This is a genomic window from Pseudoduganella sp. HUAS MS19, assembly GCF_053615455.1.
Genome location: NZ_CM132133.1, coordinates 4920499 through 4941096 on the forward strand (window position 1 = coordinate 4920499; position 20598 = coordinate 4941096).

A 20598-nucleotide genomic window follows, 5' to 3' on the forward strand; every position below is an offset into this window, starting at 1 on the left:
AAATCGATTTGAGGCGGGAAGGTGACGCTTTTTTGGCAATATTTCAGTTTTTGCCACTTCACCACGCATAGCCGAAGCGCAGCGTCAGGCGCGTACGCGCATCGTCCGGCATGACGTCCGACCGCACCACGCGGCCATAGTCGAGCTGCATGCTGGAATTCCTGTCGATTTTCATCCGCACGCCGATGCCCGCGCTGCCCACGCTACGGCTGCGCAACTGGCCATTGGAAGCGCGGTTGTAGCGCAGCGCATTGCGGTCGTAATACAGCAATGCCCGGCAATGGCGGCCGCTTCCGCACAAGTCGGGGGAATACAGTTCGACATTGCTTCCCAGGCCACCGTCGCGCAGCCGGTCGCGGTTGGCCATCAGGCGCAGCGCCGTGAGCGGCGCCGGCGCCAGGCGGTCCTGCAATGTCACGTCGCCCGGGCTGTACTGGGTGTTGACGCTGGCGCGCACCAGCCAGTCGCGCGGCAGGGTCTGCGTGAGCGACGCCGCCAGGCGCGTCGTTGGCGTGCTGCCGGGTAAGCCGGGCAGGCCCGATTGCGGATAGGCGGTGGCGGAAAAATCGAGGGCCGGCGCGTTGTATACACGTTCGGTACCGGGCGGCGCGGCAAGCGCGCCGGTGCAGGCGGCGAGGGCCAGGAGTGGCACAAGACAAGGCTTCATGATGATTCTCCCGGCACGTGAGTGCCTGGCAAACGAGCAACTCTTGTTACCTTCAGTTTAGGACATAAAAGTCCTGAACACAGCTTCATTGTACGCCTGCCGCAGCCCCGCACCGTTGAGTGTTGCTTATTTGCTGTCGAAAGTGGTGACGCCATCCCAGCCTGGTCCGGGCGGGTTTTCCTGGTAATGGGCAATGCGTTCCAGGTACAGCCGGTACAGGGCATGATGCGGTGCTTGCGCCGCCAAAGGCGCCAGTGCCGCCTGGGCCGATTGCCATTGCTGGGCCCGCACCAGCGCCAGGATCTCATGCCAGCGCTGCAGCCCTTCGCGCGCGGCGCCATCCAGCATTCCTGCCGGCCCCAATGGCTCGAAGATGGCCACCGGCGCCAGCTTGCCCTTGACCCGCACCAGGTCCAGTTCGCGCCATGCAAAGCCGGGCGCCGCCGCCCGCGTCGCGGCGCCGGCAACGATGCCCGCCCCGTACACCTTGGTGATGCCTTCCAGGCGCGAAGCCAGGTTCACCGCGTCGCCCATCACCGTATAGGCGCGGCGGATGCGCGAGCCCATATCGCCCACGTGCATCGGACCGGTATTGATGCCGATGCCGATGCGCAGCGCCGGCCAGCCGCGCTGTTCGAATTCCGCACTCAGGCGGGCGGCCGCATCCTGCATCGCCAGCGCCGTCGCCACCGCCCGCTCGGCATGGTCGTCGCAGGCGACGGGCGCTCCCCAGAAGGCCATCACGGCGTCGCCGATGTATTTGTCGAGCGTGCCGCGGTGGCGGTCGCGGATTTCCTCGGACATGGCCGTCAGGTAGCGATTGATGTATTCGCGCAGCTCGCGCGGCGATAATCCCTCGGCGATGGTGGTGAAGCCGCGCACGTCGACGAACATCACGCTCAGCTCGCGGCTCTCGCCTTCCATGCTGTATTGCGCCGGGTTTTCCGCCATCTCCGCCACCAGTTCCGGCGCCACGTACTCGCCAAAGCGCGACACCAGTGCGCGGCCGCGCCGCACTTCGAAGAAATAGCCCCAGGCCAGGTTCAGCATGAACAGCGCCGCCCCCAGCAGCAGCAAGGTGGCCAGGTTCAGCACCGCATCGTAGCGCCGGTACAGCAGGAAGTTCAGCGCCACCGTACCGGCCAGCGCCGCCAGCGACAGCACGATGCCCCAGGCCGGCGCCAGGACCGGCAGCGCCAGCGCCAGCACACCGCCCAGCACCAGGGCCTGCAGCACCTCGATCTGGGTGGCCACGTCGGGCCGCTGTTTGAAGCTGTCGTCCAGGATCGACTTGACCAGATTGGCGTGGATCTCCACGCCCGGATATTCGGCATTGACCGGGGTGGCGCGCAAATCGTTCAGGCCCGGCGCGCTGGTGCCGACCAGCACGATGGTGCCGGCCAGCAGTTCGGGCTTGACGCGCCCGGCCAGCACGTCGGCCGCGGACACATAGCGGAAGGCGCCGCCGGCCGGCCCGCCGCGCCCGCGGAACTGCACGGTGTTGGCCAGGCCTTCGCCGACCGGGATGCGCAAACGCCCCTCGGGATGGAACAGGGCGATCGCATCCAGCCCGCCGGCCTGGCGCTCGGCCTCGCTCAGGGTGTCGACCGTGCCCTCCCACAGCGGCGCGATGGCGCGTCCGCCCAGCGCTGCCGACACCGTGGCCAGCGCCAGCGTCGGGTAGTAGCCGTCGCCGATGCGCTGCAGCAGGGCCGAGGAACGCACCAGGCCATCGCTGTCGACCAGCGCGGTGAAGATGCCGGCGCCGGCCGCCGCCGCCTGCAACGGCGCGATATTGGCTTCATAGCCCTGGGCCGTATAGGCGTCCAGCGCGCGCCCGTTCAGGCTCTCGAGCGTGAAAGCCGGCGCCGGCAGCACGCCCTTGCGCTGGCTGCCCGACAGGCTGTAGCCCAGCACCACGGGCTGGCCGCGCATGGCCGCCGCCAGCAGGCCATCGTAATCGAGCTGCGGCCGCAATCCGTCCAGTGCGCGCGCCAGTCCCGGCACGTTGCGCAATTCGCCCTGCGCCAGCTGTTCCAGCACCCCGTATCCGGAACTGGTATCGGGCTCGGGGAAGGAAATATCGAAGCCGACCGCCGCCACCTGGTAAGTGCCGGTCAGTTGCCCGACCAGCCGCGCCACCTTGTCGCGGCTCCATGGAAAGCGCCCCACTTCGGCCAGGCTGCGTTCATCGATGTCGACGATCACGATGCGCGGGTCCAGCTCGGGCGGATCGAGCCGCATGCGCAGCCCGGCGAAAAAGCTGTCCATGCGCGCCAGCGATTCGGACGGCAGCAACTGCACCAGCTGCAGCACTGCCAGCGCCGTGAGCACAAGGCCCAGCAGCCAGCGCGCACCGTAGCGCTGCAGCAGCTTGCGCATCACGGTCTGTACCCGGGGATGCGCGACTCGTCGACCGCATCAACCTGGCGCGGGTCCATGTATTGCCGTGCGAATTCCAGGTAGACCTTGCGGCGGATGAAGATATCGAACAGGTCGGGGTCGATATGCCCGTTCAGGCTGAAGTTGCCGAGGATGTGCAGCGATTCGGACAGCATCTTGCCCTTCTTGTAGGGCCGGTCGCGCGCCGTCAGCGCTTCGAAGATGTCGGCGATCGCCATTACCCGCGCCGGCACCGACATCTGCCCGCGCACCAGGCCGCGCGGATAGCCCTTGCCGTCCATCCGCTCATGGTGGCCGCCGGCGTATTCCGGCACGTGCTGCAGGTGCTGCGGCCAGGGCAGCGACTCGAGCATGCGCACGGTGACCACGATATGGTTGTTGATTATCTTGCGCTCGGCGGCGGTCAGGGTGCCGGAACGGATGGTCAGGTTTTCCACTTCCTCCTCGCTGAGCAGGGGCTGCTCCAGCCCGTCCGGGCCGCGCCAGCGGCGCTGCGCGATCTGGCGCACGCGCTGCTGCGCTTCGGGCGCCATGGTCTCGCCGCCGATATTGGCCTGGCGCAGGAACTCCCGTTCCGCGCGCAACGCCTCCAGTTCTCCCGCCAGCGCGGCCTGCAGCGCGGGACCATCGCCGCCATCGAGCTGGGCCCGCAATGCGCGCAACTCGGCGTCGCGCAGCAGCACTTCGTAGCGCGTCTCGATCAGGCCGATACGGTCGTAAATGGTTTGCAGCTTGGTGGCTTTGTCCACCACGTGCACCGGCGTGGTGATCTTGCCGCAATCATGCAGCAGCCCGGCCAGCCACAGCTGCTTGCGCTCGCCCTCCGACAGGTGGAAGGCGGCCAACGGACCGCTGTCGGCGGCATGCGCCGCGTCGGCCAGCATCATGGTCAGCACCGGCACCAGCTGGCAATGCCGGCCGGTATAGGGCGATTTCTCGTCGATGCCGATGTTGATGAGGTTGACCAGCGCTTCCAGCAGTTGTTCGAGCTGGGCCACCAGCTGCTGCTTGGTCAGCGCCACCGCTGCCTGCGCTGCCAGCGCCTCGATGAAGCGCTGGTCGGTGGCGCTGAACACGCCGTCCGCATTGCCCGCATTGACCAGTTGCAGCACGCCCAGGAGCTGCCCTTCATGGTCGCGCATCGGCACCGTCAGGATCGAGCGCGTGCGGTAGCCAAAGCGCTTATCGAACTGGCGCATGCCGGAAAAATTGAACTCGCTGGCCTGGTAGACATCGTCGATGTTCACGGCGCAGCCCTGGTTGGCCGCGTACGCCGCCACCGAATCGCGCTTGGGCACCCCGGCCGCATCGACCAGCGGCACCGGCGCGATATCGATGGCGGCGCCGCTGCTGCCGCCCAGCTGCAGGCCCAGCGTGTCGTTGACGGTGATATGGAACAGCAGGTTGCCGCGCCCGGCATCCGGACGGTACAGGGTGCCGCCGTCGGCAGCTGTCAGGTGCTTGGCCGCCAGCAGGATGCGCTCGAGCAGCACCCCGGTATCCTGCCCGTCGCCAAGGGCGACGCTCAGTTCTGTGAGCTGTTCCAGCCGCGCCGCAAGCTGGGTCGGGGTCAGGTCTTCCATGCTTGAAGTGTATCCCTGCCGCGCCGGCGCACACAAGAATCTGCCTGCGGCACGCAAAAAACGCTATCATCACTCTTGCCAATTCGACCAAATTATTAACGGGCAACCAAGACAAAAACCACCAGGGGCCGTCAATGAAATTCAAGTTCTGGGGGGTACGCGGTTCCATCCCATCCCCGGGGCCGCGTACCGTGCGCTACGGCGGCAATACCACTTGCATTGAAGTGCGCAGCGACGACGGCACCCTGATCGTACTGGATGCCGGCACCGGCCTGTTCCCGCTGGCGCAAGCCTTGCTGGCCGACGCCCGCCGTCCCATCGAGGCCAACCTGTTCATCAGCCACAGCCACTGGGACCACATCCATGGCCTGCCGTTTTTCTCGCCCCTGTTCGTGAAAGGCAGCCGGGTGCGCGTGCATGGCGCCGGCGATCCTGCCATCGGCAAGGGCATCGAGCATGTGATGGGCGTGCAGCTTCAATATAGCTACTTTCCGGTCGGCGAAGCGCAGATGGACGCCACCATCGAATACCGCACCCTGGCACTGGACGAAGCGGTCGACATTGGCGATGCCTGCGTGCGCCATGTGCTGATGAACCACCCGGTGACCGACCTTGGCTACCGCATCGACTGCAATGGCAGGTCGCTGTTTTTCACCGGCGACCACGAGCCGCCTGGCGATGCCGGACACACAGCCGCCATCGACGCCCTGGTGCAGGGAGTCGACGTCCTGATCGCCGATTGCTCCTACACGCGCGAAGAATACCCGGCCAAGGTGGGTTGGGGCCACGGCACTTTCGACAGTGCGCTGGCACTGGCGCTGCGCTGCGGCGTGCGCAGCCTGTATTGCACCCACCACGAACCGACCCGCAGCGACGACGAGCTGGAAGCGGCGTTTGCCGAAACGATGGCGCGCCACGCCGGGCAGCTGGGCGGCCTGCAAGTGTTCCTCGCCTACGAGGGACTGGAAGTCAACCTGTGAGCAAAGCATGAGCGAATACGATCAACAGCCCTCGACCGGCGCCGAGACGGAACGCCGCCTGGCCTTCTTCCGCAAGCTGCAGGCTGTCACCACCAAGATCCACGCCACCAGCAACCTGGACGAAATCATGCTCGACCTGGGCATGGAGTTCTGCGACCTGTTCGAGTGCGACCGCTTCACCCTGTATGCGATGGACCACGAAAAGAACTACATCGTGTCGAAGGTGAAAACGGGCATGACCAGCTTCCGCGACCTGAAGCTGGCGCTCAACCCTTCCAGCATCGCCGGCTACGTGGCCATGACGCGCCAGACCCTCAACATCCGCGACGTCTATGACGCCGATGAGCTGCGCAGCATTTCTCCCGAACTGCATTTCCAGCAAGGCGTGGACCAGCGCACCGGCTACCGCACGCGCCAGATGCTGGTGGCGCCGCTGGTATCACTGGCGCACGACCGGCTGCTGGGGGTGGTCCAGTTCATCAACACGCGCAACGGCGAACCTTTCTCCCCGATCGCACTGGAAGGCGTGCGCCAGCTATGCGACACCCTGGCCGTGGCCTTCAGCCAGCGCCTGAAACCGACACCGCTGCCGCGTACGCGCTACGACGCGCTGGTGGCCGACAGCGTGCTGTCGCCGCAGGAACTGGAGCAGGCCCTGCGCACGGCACGTGAAAAGGAGACCGATGTCGAAGCCGTGCTGGTGCAGGACTTCCACGTCAAGCCCGCCGTCCTCGGCGCGGCGCTGGCCAAGTACTATACGATTCCTTACGAGCCGGCCCGCCCGGACCGTGTGCGCCCGGCCGACCTGCTGAAGAAACTGCCGCTGCAATACCTGGAGGAGTCGGGCTGGCTGCCGCTGGAAGAAAACCGCGACGGGCTGCTGGTGCTGACCATCGATCCCGACCGCGTCATGCAGTCGCATATCGTCAACCAGGTCTTCCCCCGCCTGCACGTCAATTACCGGGTTACCACGCGCGCCGAATTTGCCCAGACCCTGGCGCAGTTCTTCGGTTCCGGCGGTTCGGCCAGTGTGGACGAACTGCTGTCGGGCATGGGCACCGATGGCGAGGACGAAACCGACGCGCAGCAGGAAGTGTCGGAAGCGGTGGAGAATGAGCTGGTCAAGCTGCTCAACAAGATCATCATCGACGCCCACCGCCAGGGCGTGTCGGACATCCACATCGAACCCTTGCCGGGCAAGGGCAAAACCGGCATCCGCTTCCGCAAGGACGGCGTGCTGGTGCCTTATATCGAGATTCCCGCCGCCTTCCGCGCCGCGATGGTGGCGCGCATCAAGATCATGTGCGACCTCGATATTTCCGAGCGCCGCAAGCCGCAGGACGGCAAGATCAAGTTCAAGAAGTACGGCCCGCTCGACATCGAACTGCGCGTCGCCACCATCCCTTCCGCCGGCGGCGTGGAAGATGTGGTCATGCGCATCCTGGCGGCCGGCGAGCCGATCCCGCTCGACAAGCTGGGCGTGCTGCCGGCCAACCTGGACCGCCTGCGCGCCACGGTGGAAAAACCGTATGGCCTGTTCTTCGTCTGCGGCCCGACAGGCTCGGGCAAGACCACCACCCTGCACTCGGTGCTGAACTATCTGAACACGCCGGAAACCAAGATCTGGACCGCCGAAGACCCGGTGGAAATCACGCAGAAGGGCTTGCGCCAGGTGCAGGTCAACCGCAAGGCCGGGCTGGAGTTTTCCACCGTGATGCGGGCCTTCCTGCGCGCCGACCCCGACATCATCATGGTCGGCGAAATGCGCGACAAGGAAACCGTGAGCATGGGCATTGAAGCTTCGCTCACCGGCCACCTGGTGTTCTCCACCCTGCACACCAACAGCGCGCCCGAGTCGGTGGTGCGCCTGCTGGATATGGGCATGGACCCGTTCAACTTCGCCGACGCCCTGCTCGGTATCCTGGCGCAGCGCCTGGCCAAGCGCCTGTGCGGCAACTGCAAGGAGGCCTACCACCCCGGTGAGGCGGAGCTGGACCTGCTGCTGTCGGAATATTGCGAGGAGCTGCAAAATACCAGCGCCTTCCAGGCCAACGCCCTGTCCGCCCGCCAGCAAGTGGTGGCCGGCTGGCGCCAACGCTACGCCGACGCCGCGGGCCGGTTCACGCTCTACCGGCCGGTCGGCTGCGAGCAGTGCAACAAGGGCTATCGCGGCCGGGTCGGCCTGCACGAGCTGATGATCGGCACCGACCGCATCAAGAAGCTGCTGCAGGAGCATGCCCGGGTGGCACAATTGCTGGCCGCCGCACTGGAGGACGGAATGCTGACGCTGAAAATGGACGGGATCGAAAAGGTCCTGCTGGGGATTACCGATATTAAGGCCGTACGGCAGGTGTGCATCAAATGATTTCCCATACTTTCCTCGGCGTTGCCGACTTCGAGCGCGCCTACCGTTTCCATGCCGCCGTAATGGCGGCACTCGGCCATGCGCAGCGCTTCTGCGACGCTGGCAAACCGTGGGCCGCCTGGCAGCCTGCCGGCGGTGGCCGCCCGCTGTTCCTTATCGGCCGCCCATACGACGGCCAGCCTGCCGCGCCGGGCAATGGACCGATGATCGCCTTGCTGGCTCCCTCGCGCGCAGCAGTCGATGCGGCGCATGCGGCGGCGCTGGCCAACGATGGCAGTTGCGAAGGCCCGCCCGGCCTGCGCCCGCATTACCACGCCAACTACTACGGCGCCTACTTCCGCGACCCGGACGGCAACAAGATCGGCGTCTGCTGCCACGACCCGGCCTGAGAAAAGGCGCCGGGCCGTTGCCAGTCCTGCTTTACCGCCCTGTGCTGGCGCTCAGTAGCCAATGGTGATCACGCCCTGGGGCGAACTGCGCAGGTTGCCGAGCGCTTCCGTAGTTTGCACCAAATGGTACGCATCACCCAAGGTCCCGAGGCGGTCCAGCCGGTACTTCGCGCCTGGGATCAAGCCGGTCGCGATCAGTCCCTTGGGGGCCGCCGCCGTTTTCCATTGCAGGCTGCTTGCAGGCCGGTTTTCCCGATTCAACGCTACGACAGTCTGGCCGTTGAGCAGCAATGCGGCGGTGTTTGGTTCGCTGTCGAGCCGCTTGGCCGTGTCCAGCACCGTGACGTCGCTACGCCCGTCGTTGTCGGCCACGCTCATCACGTGCAGGAAGTACTGCGGCCCGCTGCCCAAGCTGGTGGCGGGCGTCGAGATCTCGACGCGGTAGGACCCGACATCCTCCAGGTTCAACTGCTGGGTGCTCGGGTCGGCCTTGAAATTGCGCCATACGTGGTTGTCCCCCTGGCGCTCCCGCACCATGAAACGGCAGTCCTCCGCACTGCTTCCGGCCGGATTGCTCTGCGGGCAGCTGTAGCCCTTGGCGTGCCCGCCGACATAGGCCAGGTCCGCGACCGCAGGCAACAAGGTCTGCACCGTCACCATGCCTTCGCCGTTGCGGATGGTAATGCGGCGGTCTTCGCCATTCTGCGCATCGGCCTTGAATCGCCCGCCATCTTCGAAGCGGGTCGGTGAATTGACCGCCGGGACGTTGGCGCTATGCAACAGGAAGGTTGCGCCCAGCTTGCCGAAGGTCTGCACGCGGTCGAAAACGATGCTCACCGGCTTGCGGGCCTGGTCGCCTCGCAGGAACAATACGCTGCGCACAAAGCCTTGCGCCTGGTCCAGCTTCGATGAGGAATAAGCCTTGCTGGCATTACCGACCGCGTAAGTGTACTTTTCCGTGTTCTCGAAGCGTGTCACGCCATCGAGGTAATTGACCGCGCCCGGCTGGATCTCCTCGATCGTGGGGTACATGATCTGCACGTTGTTCTGTGACTTGAACCATTGGCCGCCATCGTTGCTGACCTCGTTGGTGCCGAGCATGAAACGTTCGCTCGGGTCGAACACGACGATGCTGTTGTGCGCGATCGTCCGCGTGTAATAGTTGTTGAAGTGCGAGCTGTGGTAGTTCTCGTATAAGCCGCTATCCAGCAGCAGTGGCTTTTTGTAGCTTAAGGCGATGCTGTTCTGGTCCAGGTGCTGGTGGTTCTGCGAAACGAAGTTGCTTGACTTGAACTCGAGCAGGGTGGCGTTGGCAAAATCCCAGCTGTCGCGCATCAGCACCTGGCCTGAACGGCGGAAGTAGCGTGCTTTGTCGAGGTCGTTCAGCTCGCCTGCTGTGCCGGCGGCCGGGAAGAACAGGCGGTCATAAACCTCGTCGCGGTTCTTCGTGCCGCGCGCCGGCCGCACCACCTGCTGGTAGAACGCCAGGGCATGCATATCCTGCTTGTCCAGGGCGGCATGCAATGCCAGCTCGCCAACCAGTGCATTTTTTGCGTCGAACGTGAAATTGTCGCCAAGTGCCGGGTAGGTGTTATTCGCCCGCAGCCCGTAGATCAACGGATAGATCAGCTTGCTTGTCCAATCATTGCTGAAGTAGGCCGCCCCGACCGGTTCCTCCGTGGCCTTGCGCCACATCAGCAATCGCTCGCCGAACTGGTTGCTCGATGCACCGTAGGCATAGCCGATCGGATAGCCGCCGTCGACGGCGATCCACGAGCGCGCTTTCATGAAGCCCTTTTCGAAATGCGCATAGGCCGTTTCGATCATCGGCATGACTTCCGGATGCTCGTTCGCGATGGCGAGCAATCCGAGTGCGGTATTGCTGATGGCGCTGGCATGATGGCCGCTGATGTAATACGGCGCGATGGTCGGGGCCGAACCTGACGTGAAGCGGTTCCAGTTTTCGAACATCGGCTTGCGAGCGCAATCGAACACGGTTGCGGTATTCGTCACGGACTGGTAGCCGCAGATCATCGTGTTCAAGTCTTCCGACGGTTTGGCCGAGCGTCCCGCCACTGTGTTCTTGATGGTGCCTGCAATCTTCTGCGTGTAACTGAGGCCATCCGGGTCGCCTGGCACCGGGGTGCTGGCAAGATCGTCATACATCCAGTCATACATGACGCCAAGAGCGCTGACCCTTCCGCCCATGCTCCATTCGGTGCCAAGCGTGACCGGCGTGACCTTGAACAGCTTGTCCAGATAATTGAGCGCGGCGGCCTTGTAATACGGGCTGCCCGTCATACGGTAGCCGAGCGCCAGGTCGCGTGCCTGCTGCGCGATGTGGGCCCTGTGTCCGGTGCCGACGTTGCAGGCCTCCGGCGCGCTTGCCGGCGCCTCGAGCGTCGGGCATTGCAACAGGATTCCTGCCAGCCTGTCCGTGTAGGACGTGAAGGCAGCCCACGCGGTGTGGATGTCGCGGTCCTCGATTGCGCCGCGTTCCAGGATGACGTTGCCGTCCAGGTCGGTGATCTTGACCTGCTCGATGGTTTCGCCCGGGCGTCCGGTGAAGGTCAGGTCCTGGTCGTCCGGCTGCCATGGCACTCGGACGCCGTTGCCATCGGTCTTCCAGGCCATGGCCACCTCGGGAGCGTTACCAATGCGGTACCTGGCGTAGCGTTCTCCGGCATTCCAACGGACCTCGATTCTTGTCGGCGCATTGAGCGGAACGGTTGCAGTTGCGACCGCGATCCAGCCTGCGTGGCTTTTGCTGACCAGGCCAATCTGAAGCGTCGCGCTGTCCGCTCCATACTTTTCGAGTCGCCGCACGAACATGCGGTTCGAACTGGCCGCGAAGTCGCTGAAGACCGGCGATTCCAGGGTTGAATTGGGTTCCGTCGCCCGGGGCGTGAAGGTGAAGCTGAGGACGCCGCCTGGGTACGGAAAGTTGGCGGGGACGATCGGGAGTTGCGCCTTGAGCCGGTCGAAGTCGGACTTGTGGCCGAGAATGTATGGGTGGCTGCTGCGGATTGGCGTCGGCAACGCCTGGGCGCTGGCAGTCGCCGCACATGCTGCGGCAGCCAGCACGGCGATGAAACGGATCTTCAATTTGTTGCTCCCCGATAAATTTTAGGAAGCGCGATATTATCAAAATTGATTGCAACATTATTAATTATCGCAATCGTGCGGGCCTTCCTCGCCATGCCCGGATCCCGCCTGGCCCGCCTGCACTGTCAGAGCAGCTTGTACATGAAGGTCGTCGCACCGAGGCGGCCATCCGGCATGGTGGCGAACTGCGGGATCACACCGCAGCGTTCATAGCCCAACCTGGCGTACATGCCTTCCGCCGGTTCGCCGGTGCAGGTGTCAAGCACCAGCAGCGTGCGGCGCAGCGAGCGCGCCACCGCCTCGGCGTGCCGGATCAGCGCCTGCGCCAGGCCCTGGCGGCGCGCACGCGGGTGCACCAGCATCTTCGACAGTTCGGCGCGATGGCGTCCATTCGGCATGCCGGCCAGCACCAGTTGCAGCGTGCCGTCGATGCTGCCATCGTCGCCGCGCACAATGAACATGCGGCGCTCGCCGCGCTCCAGCGCGCCCTGCAGGCCAAGCCAGAACGCGCGCGCCTCTTCCTGCGGGCATGGCAGCTCGAAGCCGACACTCGCGCCAGCCAGCACACAGGCGCGCAGCACCTCTGCCAGTTGGTCGGCATGCGCCAGCAGGCCGGCGCCATCCAGTTCGTCTATGGTTCGCATATCGCAATCAGGTAGTGGGCCGCGTCGGGGCCGGGACAGGAAAAGCGCGTCGCACCGAACAGGTGGAAGCGCAGGCAATCGCCCGCCTGCAAGCGGTGCGATACGCCATCGATGGTGTAATCCAGCACGCCGGACAGCAGCCACATATGCTGCTCCATGCCGCGCACCGGCGGCTGCGCGTAATCGATCACGGCGCCGGGCGGCAGCTGCCCCTCGATCAGCTCCGCCTTGAATCCGCGCGCCGGCGGCGAGACCATGCGGCGCACGAAGCCGGTGGCCGGATCGCGCCATTCGGCCTGCTCTGCGCGGCGGATCAACTGCACCGGCGCCTGTTCCACTTCGGCGATCAGGCGCGACATCGGCATGCCGTAGACCGCGCATAGCTTTCCCAGCATCTCCGCCGTCGGGCTGGTTTCGGCGCGCTCCAGGCGCGACAAGGTGGCGCGGCTGATGCCGCTTTGCGTAGCCAGCTCTTCCAGCGACAGCGCGCGCGCTTCGCGCAAGGCCGCCAAGCGCCGCACCAGGCGGTCTTCGAATGCGCTTCCCATAAGTGGGAATATATCCCATTTTTGAGACGATCGCCATGAAAAAAAACCCGGCCGCAGCCGGGTTTCCGAATTACATGATGTGCTTGCCGAGCCACCAAGCCACTGCCGCCACGAAGGCGGAAGCGGGAATGGTAAAGATCCAGGCCCACACGATATTGCCGGCCACGCCCCAACGCACGGCCGACATCTTCTGCGCCGAACCCACGCCGACGATTGCGCCGGTGATGGTATGGGTGGTGGAAACCGGGACGCCCCAGAACGACGCCATCAGCAGGGTGATCGCACCGCCGGTTTCGGCACAGAAGCCGCCCACCGGTTTCAGCTTGGTGATCTTCTGGCCCATGGTCTTGACGATGCGCCAGCCGCCGAACAGCGTGCCGAAGGCGATCGCGCCGTAGCAGGAAACGATGACCCAGTCAGGCGGCTGCTTGGCATCGGCCGCAACGTGACCGGAAGCGATCAGCAGCATCCAGATGATACCCATGGTCTTCTGCGCGTCATTGCCGCCGTGGCCCAGCGAGTAACCGGCCGCAGAGGCGAGCTGCAGGCGGCGGAACCAGGTGTCGACCTTGCGCGGCGTCGATTTGACGAAGACCCAGGACACGATCAGCATGATCAGCGAGCCAAGGAAGAAGCCCAGCAGCGGGGCTACCACGATGAAGGTGACGGTTTTGATCAGGCCGCCGGAGATCAGGGCGCCGGTACCGGACTTGGCCACTGCCGCACCCACCAGGCCGCCGATCAGGGCGTGCGAGGACGAGGAAGGGATGCCGTAATACCAGGTAATCACGTTCCAGATGATCGCCCCGCATAGCGCGCCGAAAATCACGTAATGGTCGATCACCGAGGGCTCGATCGTGCCCTTGCCGATGGTGGTCGCCACTTTCAGGCCGACCACGAAGATCGCCACGAAGTTGAAGAAGGCAGCCATGGCCACCGCGGTCTGCGGTTTCAGCACGCCGGTGGACACCACCGTGGCGATCGCATTCGCGGCGTCGTGGAAGCCGTTCATGAAGTCAAACACCAGCGCCAGGAAGATCAGCGCTCCCAGCGCGTAGATGCTAATTTCGAGGTTGCTCATGAAATGGTCTTTTTATTATGCGTTTTCGACGATGATGCCTTCGATGATGTTGGCAACATCTTCGCAGCGGTCGGTGACGGTTTCCAGGATCTCGTAGATCGCCTTCATCTTGATCAGGTTGCGTACGTCCGGTTCATCGCGGAACAGCTTGGACATGGCGGCGCGCATCACGTGGTCGGCGTCCGATTCCAGGCGGTCGATTTCTTCGCAGATGCTGACGATCTTGGAAGCGTTGTCCATGTTCGACAGCAGGGCCACGGCATCCTTCACCTTTTCGGTGCAAGCCAGGACCAGCTCGGCCAGGCGCTTCGCTTCCGGGGTCACGGAATGCAGGTCGTACAGCGACACGGTCTGGGCGGCGTCTTCCATCAGGTCCAGGATGTCGTCCATCTTGGTGATCAGCTTGTGGATGTCATCGCGGTCGAGCGGGGTGATGAAGGTCTTGTGCAGCAGGTCCACAGCGGTGTAGGTGATCTTGTCAGCCTGTTTTTCGATGCTTTCGATGGCGTGGACACGGTTCTCCAGGTCGTCGAAATTGGCCATCAGGCCCAGCATCTCTTTGGCGCCCTTCACGCAAAGTTCGGCATGCTGGTTAAACATGTCAAAGAATTTGCCCTCCGTGGGCATCAAGCGTCCAAACATTTTTGTTCTCCGTTGGTTGATTCGTAGATACTGCAGCAAGGCCACCCAGCGTGGCCAGCCTGGTAATCAGTCGCCTTGGTAGATCGACAGGTTACCGGTGTAATTGCCAAACTTGGTGTATGCACCGATCCAGGTCAGGCGCACCGCGCCGATCGGACCGTTACGCTGTTTGCCGATAATGATCTCGGCGGTGCCTTTATCCGGCGAGTCGGGGTTATAGACTTCGTCGCGATACAGGAAAATGATCACGTCCGCGTCCTGCTCGATAGCGCCGGATTCGCGCAGGTCGGACATGACGGGACGTTTATTGGGACGTTGTTCCAGCGATCGGTTCAGCTGGGACAGTGCAATGACGGGGCAATGCAGCTCCTTGGCCAGGCCCTTCAGGGAACGCGAGATCTCTGAGATCTCGGCCGAGCGGTTGTCGCCCGGCTGGCTGCCCTGCATCAGCTGCAGGTAGTCGACCACGATCAGGCCCAGCTTGCCGCATTGGCGGGCCAGGCGGCGCGCACGGGCGCGCATCTCGATCGGGTTCAGTGCCGGGGTCTCGTCGATATAGACCTGGGCTTCATTCATTTTCTGGATGGCGTGCGTCAGGCGCGGCCAATCCTCGTCAATCAGTTTGCCGGTACGCAGGCGGTGCTGGTCGAGCAGGCCGACAGAACCCAGCATACGCATGGCCAGCTGCACGCCGCCCATCTCCATCGAGAACACCGCCACCGGCAGGCCGGCTTCCACCGCCACGTTTTCGGCGATGTTCATGGAGAACGCAGTCTTGCCCATGGAAGGACGGCCGGCGACAACCACCATGTCGCCCGGCTGCAGGCCCGAGGTCATTTTATCCAGGTCGGTCCAGCCGGTCGGCACGCCGGTGATTTCGGAACTGGAATCGCGCGAATACAGTTCATCGATACGTTCCACCACCTGGGTCAGCAGCGGCTGCACCGGCAGCCAGCCGGCAGCGCCGCGCGAACCGGCTTCGGCGATGGCGAAGATTTTCGCTTCCGCCTCGTCCAGGATCTGCTTCACGTCCTTGCCTTGCGGGCTGAAGGCATTGCCCGACACTTCGTCGGCCACGGTGATCAGCTTGCGCAGCACGCCCCGATCGCGCACGATTTCGGCATAACGGCGGATATTGGCCGCCGACGGCGTGTTCTGCGCCATGGCGTTCAGGTAGGCCATGCCGCCCACCTCTTCCGCCTTGCCCAGCATGCTCAAGGCTTCGAAGACGGTCACCACGTCGGCCGGCTTGCCCGAGTTGATCAGTCGGATCATCTGTTCGAAGATGATGCGGTGGTCGTAGCGGTAGAAGTCTTCCGCATTCATGAAGTCCGCAATACGGTCCCACGCCGCGTTGTCACGCAACAAACCACCGATGACAGATTGCTCTGCCTCGATCGAGTGCGGCGGGATGCGAAGGGAATCGACTTGTGGGTCGGACTGGGGTGCGGCGTTCATGGCGCGCATTATACCTGCTTCGGCAACGCCGTAAGAATCCCTGAAAATAAAAAAAGCCGGGCGAACCCGGCTTTTTTGCTGTATTTACGACGCTGATTAAGCAGCTTCGCCGACAACAGCCACGGTCACTTCTGCCACCACGTCGGTGTGCAGAGCAACTGCGACCGGGAACTCGCCGGTGGTCTTCAGAGGACCGGTTGGCAGGCGCACAGCGGATTTTTCCACTGCGAAGCCGGCTTTGGTCAGGGCTTCTGCGATGTCGAAGTTGGTCACGGAACCGAACAGACGGCCGTCGACGCCGGCTTTCTGCGATACGGTCACGGTCATGCCGTTCAGCTTTTCGCCTTGGGCTTGGGCAGCGGCCAGCTTGGCGGCAGCAGCTTTTTCCAGTTCGGCGCGCTTGGCTTCGAATTCAGCAACAGCAGCAGCGGTAGCGCGGCGTGCCAGTTTCTGAGGGATCAGGAAGTTACGGGCGTAGCCGTCTTTCACTTTCACCACGTCGCCCAGGTTGCCGACGTTGATAACTTTTTCCAGCAGGATGATTTGCATAGTGTTCTCCAGGTACTTAGATCTGAGCCGCTGATTAAGCGTGGTGCAGATCGGTGTATGGCAGCAGGGCCAGGTAGCGGGCGCGCTTGATCGCGGTGTCAACTTGACGCTGGTAGTGCGCCTTGGTGCCGGTCAGGCGTGCTGGCATGATCTTGCCGTTTTCCTGGATGAAATCTTTCAGGGTGTCTACGTCTTTGTAGTCCACTTGCTCAACGCCAGCGGCGGTGAAGCGGCAGAACTTCTTGCGCTTGAACAGAGGGTTTTGTTGCTTGCGCTTTTCTTTCAGCTTGAGCTTGTTTTTGTCGAACTTTTTACCGAATGCCATTTTAGGCTCCTGTATTTAAAAATTGCGCTGCTTAGACAGCACGAAAATCAATGATGTGAAACACCAGGGTTCTGCTATTGCGGTTCTTCTTGGCCAGGAAACCGGTGAACTCGTACAAGCCTCCAAGGGGCGCCTGACTGAATCGTTTTGACAACTCGCCCGCCGCAACGGCAGGGATCTCAAACTCGGTCAGTCGGGCAATGCCAGCCTCTGTCTGCTGCGAACTGTGCTGCAAGCTTGCATTCACAATCGGCAGGCCGGCCGGGGTGTAACGAATTTCATCCCGTTCGACAATCAGGGCGGTAACCCGGAGCTGGTTGTACAGACCGTCTCCTGTCAGGAATCAGGCCGCTGCAGGCGCTGCTGGGGCTTCGGCGCGATGGCTCTTGGCCGCGTCTTCACGCTGGACCGACTTCATCATCGGGGAAGGAGCGGTTTCCGCTTTCTTCATCTTGACGGTCAGGTGACGCAGCACGGCATCATTGAATTTGAATGCGGTTTCCAGCTCAACCAGGGTCTCGTTGTCGCATTCGATGTTCAGGCAGATGTAGTGTGCCTTGGCCAGTTTCTGGATCGAGTAAGCCATTTGACGGCGGCCCCAATCTTCAACACGGTGCACGTTACCGCCGCGCGAGGTCACGCTGGTCTTGTAACGTTCGATCATCGCGGGCACTTGCTCGCTTTGGTCCGGGTGGACGATAAATACGATTTCGTAGTGACGCATTAATAACTCCCTTAAGGACTGTGAATATAGCCCACCCCGGCGTCAAGACGGGTGTGGGAAGAGGTAAGCCCGCAAGCATAGCAGACTTTGCCGGCCGGCTCAAGCATTTCCCGGCTGCGGCGGCAGCGGATAACGTTTCCCATACAGCAACATCGCGGCTTATCCACCACACGCTCGTGCCTGCTGCACCAGCGGCCGGCGGCGCCAGCGCGCAAACAGCCCGGGGGAAAACATGTCCGCATAGGCCAGGCCGGCCGCGATGCGCAGCCCGACCGAGGTGCCCTCGCCCGCCGTCGACGCGATGGTCAACGCGGCGCCGACCGAACCGGCCCGCTCCCGCATCCCCGCCAGGCCATAATGCCCCACGCGCTCGCGGGCTCCGCCACAGCCATCATCGCTGATCGTGATGACGACGCTGTCGCGGCCATAGTCGAGCGTGAGTTCGACCCGGGTGGCGCCGGCATGCCGCGCGCAATTGAACAGCGCTTCACGCGCAATCGCATACAGCTCATCGCGTACCTGCGGCTTCAACTCACGCGGCCGCCCCTGCACCGCCACCGTCAAGCGCTCATGCAGCAGCACGCCGCCATAATCGCGCAGCGCCTGGCCCAACTCACGCGGCTCCGCCGCAGTTCTCAGGTCGAGGATACAGTCCCGCCCTTCGACCATTAACTGGTCGGCCAGCTTCAAGGTTTGCTCGATCTTTTCGCGCTCACGGTCTTGCGGGAGACTGCGCGCCTGCATGTCGAAAAACATGATCAGGCTCTGCACGCTCTGCAGCAAGGTATCGTGCAAGCCGCGTGCGATGCGCGCACGCTCCGCCAGGCGGGCGTGCATCAGGCCATTCATGCGCCGCGTGATCTGCCGCAGGCGCAAGCGGTACAGCAGGTACAGGGCCAGCGCGCCAAGCATCGCAAGCAATGCGGCGAACCAGCCGGTTTGCACAAAGCGCGGTGGAATCGTTATCGTTGCCTGCGCACCGTCCCGGTTCCACACGCCGTCCTCATTCGCCGCGATCACCTGGAAGCGGTAGGTTCCCGGCCCCAGATTGTTGAACACGGCATTGCGCCGGTTGCCGGCATCGTGCCATCTGGTGTCCAGGCCATGCAGCCTGTACTGGAAATGCATCCGTTCCGGCATGAGCAAGCCCAGGGCAGTGTAGTTAATCTCCAGCTCGCCTGTCCCGACCGGCAGCGCAATCTGTGCGCCGTCATAGCGCTTTCCCGCAGCGCGCAGCGAGACAATTTGCACCGGCGGTGCCAATGGATTGCGCGGAATGCGGCGCGGATCGATGCTGGAAACCTGGCTCGGGGTGGTAAACCATAGCCGCCCATCGGTTCCCTGGACCAGGCTGGGAAGCGGTCCCACCTGTTCTGCACCACCTCGGCTGCCGGGGCCGTCGAAACGCTCGAACGCGACCGGGCTGCCAGGTTCGGCCAGCAAGCGCTGCACTTCCTGCGCGCCGATGCGTGCCACCCCGTCGGCACCGTGCAGCCACAGTTCACCATCGGGCGTGCGCGCCATGCCCGACACGCCGCGCGCTGGCACCGCCACGTCGAGCCAGCGATTGCCGTCCAGATAGGCGAGGCCGAACTCGCCGCCGGCCCAGATCCGCGCCCCGTCTGTCAGCAGCGACTGGACATGCCCCAGCTTCAGGCCGTCGGCTTGGCCATACAGGCGCACGCGATCGCCATCCACGCAGGCAACGGCACCGCCGACATACCCGATCCAAATCCTGCCATCCGCATCGCGGGCAAGCGCCAGCGCCCGTGCCGTTGGCAATCCCGGCAGGCCGCCGCCGCGCTGCCACTGCTCACCATCAACCCTGAACAAGCCGTGCTTTTGCATGGAAACCCACATCCGCCCATCGCGCCCAGTCTGCATGGCCAGAACGCGCGATCCCTTCAGCAGTGGCGGAAGCGGTAAGCCAATCCACTTGCCGCCCGGGGTGCGGCGCCAGCGGTGGGTGTGGTCGCCGACCCAGAGCGTGCCGTCTGGCGCGCGATGTGAGGCCCCGAGCGGCATCGGCCCGGCCACTTCCCGCAAGCCATCCTTGTCGGCGCTACGCAATGGCCCCAGCTGGTCGCCGATGAACACGCGACCGCCTGTATCGGCGATCACACCAGGCCGACTCAACGCTACGCTGCTCACCAGGGGGCGCAGCTGGTTGCGCCGCAGGCGGTCAATACCGGTCGAGCTGCCGATCCAGATATTCCCTTCGCGGTCCTGGAACCACATCTGCGGCAGCCAGCCAGGCAGGCCATTTTGTCGGCCAAGCTGCTGCGCCGCCGGCGGCTGGTCCAACGCCGGCGCTGGCCAGGCGAGATAAGGCGCCACGCGCCGCTCGAGCGCGTGCAGCTTCAGCACCCACATGACCCCGTCGCGGTCGAAATGGATGCCGGTGCCGCCTGGCACAGGCTGGGGCCGCGCGCTTGCACTGGGTCGCGACATGTATAGCCTGTAGTGTTTATCGACGCCATCTGAGGCCCAGATGGTGCCATCCGGCGCCTCGTCCATCGCTGCCATTGGCATACTGGGCCAGGCCGGCTGGTAGCGCTGTGCGCCAGGCTTGCGATAGTAGGCGCCGCCCGCGGTGGCGACCCACTGGATGCCGCTGCGCGAAAACAGAACTTTATATATCAGCCCCTGCGGCAAGCCACTGCTGCTGACCGTAGTGAAGCGCTCAGCCCCGGGAGCCAAGTGTCCCAAGCCCTGCGAAGTCGACACCCAGATCGCGCCGTCCGGGCCGCGCGCAATGCTCATCACCGCGCCATTCGGCAAGCCGGCCCCAGGTTTGTGCAGCGTCACACGCTGGTTCTTGACATGGCTCACTCCGCCGAACCGGTGCCCGACCCACAGTCCACCGTCCGGCGTGCCCAGCAAGCCCAGTACGCTGGTCGATTGCAGGCGCTGGCCACGCACTTGGTCAACGCGCTCGAAACGCACGCCGTCAAAGCGGTACAAGCCGGAAGGCGACGCCAGCCACAGCCAGCCGTCCGCAGTCTGGGCGAACTGGACAACATCGTTTGGGGCACCGTCTTGCGCTCCCCATTGCGTATGGCTGTAGTCCGCCAGCAGCGGGGGCAAGGTTGGGCTGGCAAAAGCGGGAAAACACAGCAAGGCGGCGAAGCAAGA

Annotated in this window: 17 protein-coding genes; 3 read left to right on the forward strand and 14 right to left on the reverse strand. The window is 63.8% G+C overall.

The features are described 5' to 3' along the window. Positions 1-58: 58 nt before the first annotated feature. The 3 genes from ACWBU6_RS22565 to ACWBU6_RS22575 form a co-directional block, all read right to left on the reverse strand. Positions 59-667: a hypothetical protein gene (locus ACWBU6_RS22565; protein WP_452645588.1), complete on the reverse strand. Its 609-nt coding sequence runs from the start codon at positions 665-667 to the stop codon at positions 59-61. Between the two features lie 126 nt (positions 668-793). Next, a complete protein-coding gene (locus ACWBU6_RS22570; RefSeq protein ID WP_452645589.1) occupies positions 794-3049 on the reverse strand; it encodes a CHASE2 domain-containing protein in 2256 nt (751 codons plus the stop codon). Beyond that, positions 3049-4653 (reverse strand): GAF and HD-GYP domain-containing protein, encoded by a 1605-nt coding sequence (locus tag ACWBU6_RS22575; protein ID WP_452645590.1) that lies wholly within the window; start codon positions 4651-4653, stop codon positions 3049-3051. The genes ACWBU6_RS22570 and ACWBU6_RS22575 overlap by 1 nt, the downstream gene beginning before the upstream one ends. 134 nt (positions 4654-4787) lie before the next feature. Here ACWBU6_RS22575 and ACWBU6_RS22580 point away from each other — a divergent pair, with 134 nt between their 5' ends. The 3 genes from ACWBU6_RS22580 to ACWBU6_RS22590 are packed head-to-tail and all read left to right on the forward strand — an operon-like array spanning position 4788 to position 8387. Further along, complete coding sequence (locus ACWBU6_RS22580; protein ID WP_452645591.1) at positions 4788-5633, forward strand: MBL fold metallo-hydrolase; 846 nt, start codon at positions 4788-4790, stop codon at positions 5631-5633. A 7-nt stretch (positions 5634-5640) separates the two neighbouring features. Next, the gene (locus ACWBU6_RS22585; RefSeq protein ID WP_452645592.1) at positions 5641-7998 is read left to right on the forward strand and encodes a GspE/PulE family protein; all 2358 of its coding nucleotides are present in this window, start codon (positions 5641-5643) and stop codon (positions 7996-7998) included. After that, entirely contained in the window at positions 7995-8387 is a 393-nt protein-coding gene (locus ACWBU6_RS22590; RefSeq protein WP_452645593.1) for a VOC family protein, read from the forward strand. Before ACWBU6_RS22585 ends, ACWBU6_RS22590 begins: the two co-directional genes overlap by 4 nt. A gap of 51 nt (positions 8388-8438) precedes the next feature. Here the strand turns inward: ACWBU6_RS22590 and ACWBU6_RS22595 are convergent, their stop codons facing one another. The 11 genes from ACWBU6_RS22595 to ACWBU6_RS22645 form a co-directional block, all read right to left on the reverse strand. Beyond that, positions 8439-11492: a heparinase II/III domain-containing protein gene (locus ACWBU6_RS22595; RefSeq protein WP_452645594.1), complete on the reverse strand. Its 3054-nt coding sequence runs from the start codon at positions 11490-11492 to the stop codon at positions 8439-8441. 125 nt (positions 11493-11617) lie between these two features. Next, a complete protein-coding gene (locus ACWBU6_RS22600; RefSeq protein WP_452645595.1) occupies positions 11618-12136 on the reverse strand; it encodes an N-acetyltransferase family protein in 519 nt (172 codons plus the stop codon). Continuing rightward, positions 12124-12684, reverse strand: coding sequence for a helix-turn-helix domain-containing protein (locus tag ACWBU6_RS22605; RefSeq protein WP_452645596.1), 561 nt, complete (start codon positions 12682-12684; stop codon positions 12124-12126). Before ACWBU6_RS22605 ends, ACWBU6_RS22600 begins: the two co-directional genes overlap by 13 nt. A gap of 70 nt (positions 12685-12754) precedes the next feature. Then, positions 12755-13765: an anion permease gene (locus ACWBU6_RS22610; protein WP_452645597.1), complete on the reverse strand. Its 1011-nt coding sequence runs from the start codon at positions 13763-13765 to the stop codon at positions 12755-12757. Positions 13766-13780: 15 nt separating this feature from the next. Further along, positions 13781-14407, reverse strand: coding sequence for a DUF47 domain-containing protein (locus tag ACWBU6_RS22615; RefSeq protein WP_452645598.1), 627 nt, complete (start codon positions 14405-14407; stop codon positions 13781-13783). A gap of 66 nt (positions 14408-14473) precedes the next feature. Next, positions 14474-15865 carry a replicative DNA helicase gene (locus ACWBU6_RS22620; RefSeq protein WP_130312785.1) on the reverse strand — a complete coding sequence of 464 codons (1392 nt, stop codon included), beginning with the start codon at positions 15863-15865 and terminating at the stop codon, positions 14474-14476. Positions 15866-15961: 96 nt separating this feature from the next. Beyond that, entirely contained in the window at positions 15962-16414 is a 453-nt protein-coding gene (gene rplI / locus ACWBU6_RS22625) for a 50S ribosomal protein L9 (RefSeq protein WP_090438992.1), read from the reverse strand. 34 nt (positions 16415-16448) lie between these two features. Further along, entirely contained in the window at positions 16449-16739 is a 291-nt protein-coding gene (rpsR, locus tag ACWBU6_RS22630; RefSeq protein ID WP_057259638.1) for a 30S ribosomal protein S18, read from the reverse strand. 31 nt (positions 16740-16770) lie between these two features. Further along, positions 16771-17064 (reverse strand): primosomal replication protein N, encoded by a 294-nt coding sequence (gene priB / locus ACWBU6_RS22635; protein WP_452649607.1) that lies wholly within the window; start codon positions 17062-17064, stop codon positions 16771-16773. Between the two features lie 18 nt (positions 17065-17082). Then, on the reverse strand, positions 17083-17463 hold the full coding sequence (gene rpsF, locus ACWBU6_RS22640) for a 30S ribosomal protein S6 (RefSeq protein WP_090438998.1): 381 nt from the start codon (positions 17461-17463) through the stop codon (positions 17083-17085). Positions 17464-17622: 159 nt separating this feature from the next. Next, positions 17623-20550: a sensor histidine kinase gene (locus ACWBU6_RS22645; RefSeq protein ID WP_452645599.1), complete on the reverse strand. Its 2928-nt coding sequence runs from the start codon at positions 20548-20550 to the stop codon at positions 17623-17625. Positions 20551-20598: the final 48 nt, after the last annotated feature.

What these genes read in the sequence shown, in the direction of transcription:
- ACWBU6_RS22565 (WP_452645588.1), bottom strand. Translation starts at nt 667, where the DNA reads ATGAAGCCTTGTCTTGTGCCACTCCTGGCCCTCGCCGCCTGCACCGGC.
- ACWBU6_RS22570 (WP_452645589.1), bottom strand. Translation starts at nt 3,049, where the DNA reads ATGCGCAAGCTGCTGCAGCGCTACGGTGCGCGCTGGCTGCTGGGCCTT.
- ACWBU6_RS22575 (WP_452645590.1), bottom strand. Translation starts at nt 4,653, where the DNA reads ATGGAAGACCTGACCCCGACCCAGCTTGCGGCGCGGCTGGAACAGCTC.
- ACWBU6_RS22580 (WP_452645591.1), top strand. Translation starts at nt 4,788, where the DNA reads ATGAAATTCAAGTTCTGGGGGGTACGCGGTTCCATCCCATCCCCGGGG.
- ACWBU6_RS22585 (WP_452645592.1), top strand. Translation starts at nt 5,641, where the DNA reads ATGAGCGAATACGATCAACAGCCCTCGACCGGCGCCGAGACGGAACGC.
- ACWBU6_RS22590 (WP_452645593.1), top strand. Translation starts at nt 7,995, where the DNA reads ATGATTTCCCATACTTTCCTCGGCGTTGCCGACTTCGAGCGCGCCTAC.
- ACWBU6_RS22600 (WP_452645595.1), bottom strand. Translation starts at nt 12,136, where the DNA reads ATGCGAACCATAGACGAACTGGATGGCGCCGGCCTGCTGGCGCATGCC.
- ACWBU6_RS22605 (WP_452645596.1), bottom strand. Translation starts at nt 12,684, where the DNA reads ATGGGAAGCGCATTCGAAGACCGCCTGGTGCGGCGCTTGGCGGCCTTG.
- ACWBU6_RS22610 (WP_452645597.1), bottom strand. Translation starts at nt 13,765, where the DNA reads ATGAGCAACCTCGAAATTAGCATCTACGCGCTGGGAGCGCTGATCTTC.
- ACWBU6_RS22615 (WP_452645598.1), bottom strand. Translation starts at nt 14,407, where the DNA reads ATGTTTGGACGCTTGATGCCCACGGAGGGCAAATTCTTTGACATGTTT.
- ACWBU6_RS22620 (WP_130312785.1), bottom strand. Translation starts at nt 15,865, where the DNA reads ATGAACGCCGCACCCCAGTCCGACCCACAAGTCGATTCCCTTCGCATC.
- rplI (WP_090438992.1), bottom strand. Translation starts at nt 16,414, where the DNA reads ATGCAAATCATCCTGCTGGAAAAAGTTATCAACGTCGGCAACCTGGGC.
- rpsR (WP_057259638.1), bottom strand. Translation starts at nt 16,739, where the DNA reads ATGGCATTCGGTAAAAAGTTCGACAAAAACAAGCTCAAGCTGAAAGAA.
- rpsF (WP_090438998.1), bottom strand. Translation starts at nt 17,463, where the DNA reads ATGCGTCACTACGAAATCGTATTTATCGTCCACCCGGACCAAAGCGAG.